The organism is Catellatospora sp. NPDC049133 (assembly GCF_040648455.1).
Classification (GTDB): Bacteria; Actinomycetota; Actinomycetes; order Mycobacteriales; family Micromonosporaceae; genus Catellatospora; species Catellatospora aurea.
Window position 1 is genome coordinate 143,621 of the sequence record NZ_JBEZDT010000005.1, and the last position, 9,332, is coordinate 152,952.

Annotated in this window: 2 protein-coding genes; both read right to left on the bottom strand. The window is 76.3% G+C overall.

Features of this window, described 5'->3' with window-relative positions; translation table 11 throughout:
- Positions 1–15: 15 nt before the first annotated feature.
- The gene (locus AB0B35_RS07290; RefSeq protein WP_361041878.1) at positions 16–3,969 is read right to left on the bottom strand and encodes a beta-ketoacyl synthase N-terminal-like domain-containing protein; all 3,954 of its coding nucleotides are present in this window, start codon (positions 3,967–3,969) and stop codon (positions 16–18) included.
- Positions 3,969–9,329, bottom strand: coding sequence for a type I polyketide synthase (locus AB0B35_RS07295; RefSeq protein WP_361041881.1), 5,361 nt, complete (start codon positions 9,327–9,329; stop codon positions 3,969–3,971). The genes AB0B35_RS07290 and AB0B35_RS07295 overlap by 1 nt, the downstream gene beginning before the upstream one ends.
- Positions 9,330–9,332: the final 3 nt, after the last annotated feature.

Consider the following 9,332-nt stretch of genomic DNA (forward strand, 5'->3'; position numbering starts at 1 on the left):
CTCGACTAGGGGGGTTCAGCCCCGGGACGTCAGCCAGTGCTCGACGGCCTGCGCCGCCGCCGCGGCGTGCTCCTCGACGAGGGAGCGGTGATCTCCCGCGGCCGTGACCGCGTCGTGCGGCACGGGCCATGCGGTGCGCTCCGCCGGCCCGGCCAGGATCCGTTCGGCGCGCACCAGCAGCGTGGGCACCGGCGACGGCTCCGGTCGCCAGTCCTGGAACAGCCGCAGGTAGTGGCCCATCGCGGCGAGCTTGGCGGCGTCGACCAGCGCCACCACCTCGGGCCGGGCGGCCAGGTCCTGGAACAGCACGTCCTGCAGCGCGGTCAGCTCGGGCGCGCCGGGCGGGAAGGTGTCCAGCAGCACGACGCCGGCACAGCCGCGGCCGCGGTCGGCGAGTTCGGCGGCGACGGCGTGCGCCAGCCAGCCGCCGGAGGAGTAGCCGACCAGCACCGCTTCGCCATCGGGCACCCGGTCGGCGATCGCGGCCACAAGCGACGGCACGTCCTCGGCCAGGTCCTCGCCCGGCAGGTAGCCGGGCAGCGGCAGCGCCGACACCGGGCGTGCTCCGCGCAGGCCTCGGGCGATGCGGGCGAACTGCACCGGGCTGGCCGGGGCCACGAACGACGGCAGGCACACGAGTGCGGGCGCGGCCGATCCCTCAGCCAGCCGCACCGGCTCGCCGACGACCGGCTTGTCCGACCACGGCCGTGCGGCGGCGGCATCGGCGAGCAGGTCCATGCCCTCGCCGACCCGTCCTGCCAGGCACGCCCGCCGGAACGTCTCCACCAGGGTCTTTCCCGCCTCGGCAGCGGGCCCGCCGGGCGTCGCGAGGTGCTCGGTCACTGCGGCGACAGCTCCGGCCGTGGTGGCGAGGTGTTCGGTCAGCGTGCCCACGGTGGCGTTGTCGAACAGGGCCGCTGCGGGCAGGGCCAGCCCGGTCGCGGCGTGCAGGCGGTCGCGCAGCTCCACGGCGGACAGCGAGGTGAGCCCCAGCGCGGTGAGCGTCGTGGTCTCGTCCAGCTCGCCATCCGGGTGTCCCAGCACCGCGGCGGCCGCGGCGGCGACGAGCTGCCGCAACTCGTCCCGGCTGCGACCGGCGGAGCGCGCGGCCGGCGACGCCGGACCGGATTCCGGCGACTGCGCCCGCCGTTGCGCCGACGTGCCGGTCGCCGCGTCCGCAGGCGCCGCGCCGCGTTCCGCGCTCGAAGACGCCGTGACAGGAGCCGCGCCCGGCGTGACGTCGTCGGGTTGCCGCCGCGCGCCGGGCAGGCCGCGGGCCGGCCAGTGGCGGCGGCGCTGGAAGGCGTAGGTCGGCAGCGTGGTGCGAGCCGGGTCCGGGAAGAACGCCGACCAGTCCACGTCGGCGCGGACCGCGGCCTCGGCGAACGCGGCGACTGCGGACAGCGGTTCGGGGCGGTCGCGGCGCAGCATCGGCACGGCCGGTGCGCCCGTGTCGCCGAGGCACCCGGGCAGCAGCGCCGACAGCACGCCGTCCGGCCCGGCCTCGACGAACAGGTCCACGCCCGTGGCGTACAGCGCGGCCGCGGCGTCGGCGAACCGGACCCGCTGCCGGACCTGGCCGACCCAGTACGCAGGGTCGGCCAGCTCGCCCGGACGAGTCAGGGCACCGGTCACAGTGGACACGATCGGTATCCGGGGCTCGGCGAAGGCGAGCGCCGTCACGACGGCGCGGAACCCGTCCAGCATCGGCTCCATCAGCGGTGAGTGGAACGCGTGGCTGACCTCCAGCCGCCGCGTCCGGCGACCGCGTTCGCGCAGCTCGGCAACGATCTGGTCGACCGCGTCCTGCTCGCCGCTGACCACCACCGAGGACGGGCCGTTGACCGCGGCGACGGCGACCGCCGCGGCGTGTGCCGCCAGCAGCGGCAGGACCTCGTCCTCGGGTGCGCCGACGGCGACCATCGCCCCGCCGGGCGGCAGCGCCTGCATCAGCGCGCCCCGCGCGGCGACCAGGCGCGCCGCGTCCGGCAGCGACAGCACTCCGGCCACGTGCGCGGCGGCGATCTCGCCGACGGAGTGCCCGGCCAGCACGGCCGGGCGCACGCCCCAGGACTCCAGCAGCCGGAACAGCGCCGTCTCGACGGCGAACAGGGCCGGCTGGGCGAACCCGGTCTCCCCGAGCCCCTCCCCGGACGCGACGACCTCGCGCAGCGGCCGGGGCAGCAGCGGATCGAGGTCGGCACACACCCCGTCGAACGCGTCGCGGTACGCCGGAAACGCGGCCGCCAGGTCCAGGCCCATCCGTACCCGCTGCGCGCCCTGCCCGGTGAACAGCACCGCGACCCGGCCCGCGCCACGCCGTCCGGCGGCCGCGCCGGGGCCGGTCTCACCCCGGGCGAGCCGGGCCAACCCGTCGAGCAGGTGCTCGCGCCCGGTGCCGGACACGACCGCGCGGTGGTCGAACCGGGCCCGGGTGTGGGCCAGCGACCAGCCGACCGCCACCGGATCCGCGCCCCCCGCGACCGCCTCGTGCAGGCGCGCCGCCTGCGCCCGCAGCGCCTCGGGCGTACGCGCCGACAGCAGCCACGGCACCACCGCGGGCGGCTGCGGCGAGGCCGCGGGCGGCGGGGCGGCGGCCTCCTCCAGGATGACGTGGGCGTTGGTGCCGCTGATCCCGAACGCGGACACGCCCGCCCGACGCGGCCGGTCGCCGCGCGGCCACGGCCGGGCCTCGGTGAGCAGCCGCACCGTGCCGGAGCTCCAGTCCACGTGCGGGGTGGGCGCGTCGACGTGCAGGGTCGGCGGCAGCTCGCCGTGCCGCATCGCCAGCACCGTCTTGATCACCCCGGCCACGCCCGCGGCGGCCTGCGTGTGCCCCAGATTGGACTTGACCGAACCCAGCCACAGCGGCTCGGCCCGGTCCGCGCCGTACGTCGCGAGCAGCGCGTCGGCCTCGATCGGGTCGCCGAGCACGGTGCCGGTGCCGTGCGCCTCCACCAGGTCCACCTCGGATGGCGACAGCCTGGCCGCGGCGAGCGCCTGCCGGATGACACGCTGCTGGGACGGCCCGTTCGGGGCGGTGAGCCCGTTGGACGCGCCGTCGGAATTGACCGCCGACCCGCGCAGCACCGCCAGCACCTCGTGCCCGAGGCGGCGGGCGTCGGACAGCCGCTCCACCAGCAGCATCCCGATGCCCTCGGCCCAGCCGGTGCCGTCGGCCCCGGCCGCGAACGCCTTGCACCGGCCGTCCGGGGCCAGCCCGCGCTGCCGGGCGAACTCCACGAACCCGAACGGCGTGGACATCACCGTGACCCCGCCCGCCAGCGCCAGCGAGCACTCCCCGGCGCGCAGCGCCTGCGCGGCCAGGTGCAGCGCCACCAGCGACGACGAGCAGGCGGTGTCCAGGCTGAGGGCCGGGCCGGTGAAGCCGAACGTGTACGAGATCCGTCCGGACGCGACGCTGGCCGCGTTGCCGGTGATGAGCATGCCCTCCACGGGCCGCGGGTCCTGCGCCAGCAGCAGCGGGTAGTCCTGGCCGTTGCCGCCGACGAACACGCCGGTGTCGGAGCCGCGCAGCGCGGCCGGGTCGAGCCCGGCCCGTTCCAGGGTCTCCCAGGTGACTTCGAGCAGCAGCCGCTGCTGCGGGTCCATGCCCAGCGCCTCGCGCGGCGAGATGCCGAAGAAGGCCGCGTCGAAGGTGTCCGCGCCGTCGAGGAAGCCGCCGGTGCGCGCGTACGTGTGGCCCGAGCGGCCCGGGTCCGGGTCGTACAGGTCCTCCGGCCAGCCCCGGTCCTGCGGGAACGGGCCGATGGCATCGCCCCCGGCGGAGACCAGCCGCCACAGGTCCTCCGGTGAGCTCACCCCGCCGGGGAACCGGCACGCCATGCCGACGATCGCGATCGGCTCGGCCATGGCGTCGACGAGGCTCTGGTTCTGCTGCCGCAGGCGCTCGTTCTCCTTCAGCGCCGCGCGCAGCCCTTCGACGAGCTGCTCCACCGAGGCCGCCATCAGCGGGCCGCGCTCTCGCCGGCCAGCCGCAGCAGGCTGTCGACGTCCATCTCGTCGATCGACCCGGCTTCGGCCGGCGCATCCCCGCCGTCGGGTTCGCCGAGGCGCAGCAGCAGGTCCAGCAGCCCGGACTGGCGCAACCGCGCCATCGGCACAGTGGCCAGCAGCTCGCGCACGGCGGCCTCCTGCGGGTCCACGACCGTCGCTGCTGCGGGAGCCAGTTCCCCGAGCAGGTACGCGGCGAGCAGGGTCGGGGTGGGCTGGTCGAACACCAGCGCGGCGGGCAGGGTCAGCCCGGTCGCGGCGGCGAGCCGGTTGCGCAGGTCCACCGAGGCCAGCGAGTCGAAGCCGATCTCGCGGAAGGCCCGGTCGGGGTCGACGGCCGCCGGGCCGGGGTGGCCCAGCACCACCGCGACCTCGGTGCGGACGAGGTCGGTGAGCAGGCGCGACGCCTCCGGGGCGGGCAGCGCGGCGACCCGCTCGGCCAGCGGCACGGCGGCGCCGTGGGCGGCCGTGCGCCGGGTGGCGGTGCGGACCAGGCCGCGCAGCAGCGGCGGCACCGCGGACCGGTCCTGGCCGTGCAGGGCGCGCAGATCCAGGCGTACCGGCGCCAGCAGCGTCTCGGCCCGCCCGAGTGCCGCGTCGAACAGCCCCAGGCCCTGGTCCGCGTCGAGCGGCGCGATGCCCGCACGGGCCAGCCGCCGCAGGTCCGCCTCGGACAGATCCGCGGTCATCGCCCCCGCCTGCGCCCACATGCCCCACGCCAGCGACTGGGCGGGCAGTCCCGCCGCGTGCCGGTGCGCGGCCAGCGCGTCCAGGAACGCGTTCGCGGCGGCGTAACCGGCCTGCCCGGCCCCGCCGAGCAGGCCCGCCACCGACGAGAACAGCACGAACGCCGACAGTCCCCGATCGCGGGTGAGTTCGTGCAGGTGCCAGGCGGCGTCGGCCTTGGCCCGCAGCACGGTGTCGAGTCGCTGCGCGGTCTGCGCGACGAGCAGTCCGTCGTCGAGCACCCCGGCCGCGTGCACGACGGCGGTCAGCGGGTGCTCGGCGGGCACGGTGTCGAGGGCGGCGGCCAGCGCCGCCCGGTCGGACACGTCGGCCGCGACGGTGCGCACCCGCGCGCCCAGTGCGGTCAGCTCCTGCTCCAGTTCGGCCGCGCCCGGTGCGTCGGGACCGCGGCGGCTCACCAGCAGCAGGTTGCGTACGCCATGCCTACGCACCAGGTGCCGGGCGATCAGCCCGCCCAGTGCCCCGGTGGCGCCCGTGACCAGGACCGTCCCTTCCGGCACGAACGCCACCGGGGCCGGTTCCCCGGCCGCCCGGCTGAGCCGCGGGGCGGACAGCCGCCCCTGGCGTACCGCGAGCTGCGGCTCGCCCGCCGCCAGCGCCGCGGGGGTCAGCGCGGCCGAGGTGCTCTCGGCATCCAGATCGACCAGCACGAACCGGTCGGGATGCTCGCTCTGCGCGGTGCGCAGCAGTCCCCAGGCGGCGGCCAGGTCCGGCGCGGCCGCCGCCCCGGTCGCCCCTCGGGTGATCACGGCCAGCCGGGACGCCGCGAACCTCGGCTCGGCCAGCCAGTTCTGGGCCAGCTCCAGTGCCGTGGCGGTGGTCGCCCGCACCCGCTGCGCCATCGTGAGGCCGGTGTCCGACGACAGTTCGACCAGCACCACCGGCGGCGCGGGGTCCAGGCCGGCCAGGTCCGGCACCGACCTGACGCCCAGCTGCCAGGCGAGATCCGAGGCGTCGCCGCCGGTGGTGAGCACGGCCCATCCGCTCAGGTCCACCGGCTCGGCCGGTGTCTCCACGGGGGTCCAGTCCAGGGTGTACAGCGAGTCGGCCGCGGCGGAAGCGCCCTGCCAGGCGGCCCTGGGCGCGTAGCCGACGGTGCCGAAAACGGCGACCTGCTGCCCGGCCGGGTCGAGGGCGACGACGCGGTGACCGCCGTCGACCGGCGCGGCGTGCACCAGCAGCCGCTGCGCGCCCGTGGCGTACACGGTCACGTCGGTCCAGCGCACCGGCACCACGTCCGGGTCGGCGGGCGCGCTCCGCAGCGCAAGCTCGGCCAGGCCGGGATGCAGCAGGAAGCCTGCCTGCGTCTCGTCGGGAAGGGCGACCTCGACGGGATCACCGGTGAGCGGCTCTGCCACGGCCTGGCCCGACGCGAGGACGCCGTGGGCGTACCTGGTCCAGCCGGTGTCGTCGTCCTCGGGCCGGGCGTGCACGGTGACGGTGCGGCGCGCGTCGCCGTCGGGACCGGACACCACGACCTGCAGCCGCAGCGCCTGCTCACCGACCGGGGTCGGCAGTGGCCGGTCCAGGGTCAGCTCGGCGACCCGGCCGCAGCCGACCTGGTCGGCAGCGCGCAGCGCCAGCTCCAACAGGACCGTGCCAGGCACGGCCGGCTCTGCGGCCAAGACGTCGCCCAGCGTTGCGCGAGTGAGCCGGCCCGTGAGCACCAGGCCGCTCCCGTCGGCAAGGGGCACCGCCGCGCCCAGCAGCGTGTGCCCGGCCGCGTCGATGCCCGCCCCGGCCACATCGCCGGATGCGGTGGCGGGCACGAGCCAGAAACGCTCGTGCTGGAAGGCGTAGCTCGGCAGGTCCACGCGCCGCGCACCGGTCCCGGCGAACAGGGCGGGCCAGTCGACGGCGTGGCCGCGGGCGTAAACGGTGCCGAGGGCCTCCAGGAAGGTGACCGCCTCGTCGCGGTCGCGGCGCTGGGCGCCGACCGCCGTCACGTGGTCCGGCAGGGACTCCGCCGCCATCGCGGTGAGCACGGCGTCCGGCCCGATCTCCAGCAGCGTCGACACACCGGCGGTGGCCAGCGCGCCGACCGCGTCGGCGAACAGGACCGGTCGGCGTACGTGCTCCGCCCAGTAACCCGGCCGGGTCAGCTGCTCGGCCGCCACCGGCTCGCCGGTCACGGTCGACACGAACGGCACCGTCGGCGGGTGGAACGTCAGCCCGGCGACGACCTGCTCGAACTCCGCCACCATCGGGTCCATGAGCGGCGAGTGGAACGCGTGGCTGACCTGCAGCCGCCTGCCGGACACGCCGAGCGCGGCCAAGGCGGCGTCGACGGCCTGCTCGGCGCCGGAGACGACGACCGAGGCGGGCCCGTTCACGGCCGCCACGCTCACCAGCCCGGCGTGCTCCTGCCCGAGTCCGGCGATCGCCTGCTCGACCGACTCGCGGGAGGCGCGCACCGCGACCATCGCGCCGCCTGCGGGCAGCGCCTGCATCAGCCGCCCCCGCGCCGCGACCAGGGTCGCCGCGTCGGCCAGCGACAGCACCCCGGCGACGTGCGCCGCGGCGATCTCGCCGATCGAGTGCCCGGCCACGAAGCCGGGCTTCACACTCATGGACTCGGCCAGCCGGAACAGCGCCACCTCGACCGCGAACAGCGCGGGCTGGGTCAGGCCCGTCTCCTGCAGCCGGTCTCCGGCGTCGATCGCCTCGCGCAGGCTGTGCCCGAGCAGCGGATCCAGCACGGCGCAGACTTCGTCGAACGCGGCCGCGTAGCTCGGGAAGGCTTCGTACAGGCCGGAGCCCATGCCCGCGCGTTGCGCCCCCTGGCCGGTGAACAGCATGCCCAGCGCGCCACGGCCGGGCGTGGTGACCGGTGACCCGCCGTGGGCGAGCGCCTCCAGGCCCGCGGCGAGTTCCGTCCGGTCGCGCCCGGCCACGACGGCACGATGCTCGAACGCCGCCCGGGACGCGAGCAGCGAGAAGCCGACATCCACCGGCTCGGGACCGTCCTGGCCGAACAGCGGCAGCAGGCGCGACGCCTGTCCGCGCAGCGCGGCGGGAGTACGCGCGGACAGCACCAGCGGCAGCGCGGCCCGCACCCGCGCCTGGTCGCGCGACGCGGCGGGCGACGGAGCGGACGCGGGCGGCGGGACGGCCGGCACCAGCGCCCTTTCGGACGCGGAGGTTCGTCCGTCCTGATTCGGCTCCGCCGGTGGCGCGGGCTCGGTGGCCGGGGCCTGTTCGATGATGATGTGCGCGTTCGTGCCGCTGACGCCGAACGAGGACACCGCCGCCCGGCGCGGCCGGTCGAGGTCGGGCCACGGGCGCGCCTCGGTCAGCAGCTCGACCGCGCCCGCCGACCAGTCCACGAACGGCGACGGGTTCGCCGCGTGCAGCGTGCGCGGCATGATGCCGTGGCGCAGCGCCTGCACCATCTTGATCACACCGCCGACACCCGCGGCCGCCTGCGCGTGCCCGATGTTCGACTTCAGCGATCCGAGCCACAGCGGGTTGTCCCCGGCCCGGCCCTGCCCGTACGTGGCCAGCAGCGCCTCGGCCTCGATCGGGTCGCCGAGCCGGGTCCCGGTGCCGTGCGCCTCGACCAGGTCCACATCGGCGGTGGACAGTCCCGCCGAGGACAGCGCCCGGCGGATCACCCGCTGCTGCGAGGGGCCGTTCGGCGCGGTGAGCCCGTTGGACGCCCCGTCCTGGTTGACCGCCGAACCGCGTACCAGCGCGAGCACCGGGTGTCCCAGCCGGCGCGCGTCCGACAGGCGCTCCAGCAGCAGCACACCCACGCCCTCGGACCAGCCGACGCCGTCGGCCTCGGCGGCGAACGACTTGCACCGGCCGTCGGCGGCCAGGCCGCGCTGGCGGCTGAACTCCACGAAGGTCGCCGGGGTGTGCATCACCGCGACCCCGCCCGCCAGCGCCGCCGTGCACTCGCCGTCGCGCAGCGCCTTGACCGCCAGATGCAGCGCCACCAGCGACGACGAGCACGCCGTGTCCACGGTCGCGGTCGGCCCGGTCAGGCCGAAGTTGTACGCGATCCGCCCCGAGACGACGCTGGCGGCGTTGCCGGTCATCAGCACGCCTTCCAGCTCTGCCGGGATCTGGCGCAGCGGCGGGGCGTAGTCGTAGTACATGACGCCCATGAACACGCCCGTCTCCGAGCCGCGCACCGACGCCGGGTCGATGCCCGCGTGCTCGTACGTCTCCCAGACGGTCTCCAGCAGCAGCCGCTGCTGCGGGTCCATGCCCAGCGCCTCGCGCGGCGAGATGCCGAAGAAGGCGGGGTCGAAAGCGTCGGCGTCGTGCAGGAAGCCGCCCCGGGTGCAGTACGTGCGGCCGGGACTGTCCGGGTCGGCGTCGTACAGGCCGGTCGGCCAGCCCCGGTTGACGGGGAAGTCCGAGACCGCGTCACCGCCCGCGGTGACCAGGTCCCACAGCCCGTCGGCGGAGGCGACCCCGCCCGGGTAGCGGCAGGCCATCCCGACCACGGCGATGGGCTCCACCTGCTCCAGCTCCTGGATCCGCTGGCGGGCCCGGCGCAGGTCCACCGTCACCTTGCGCAGGTAGTCGGCAATCTTCTCGGTCTCTTGCTGGCTCACGTC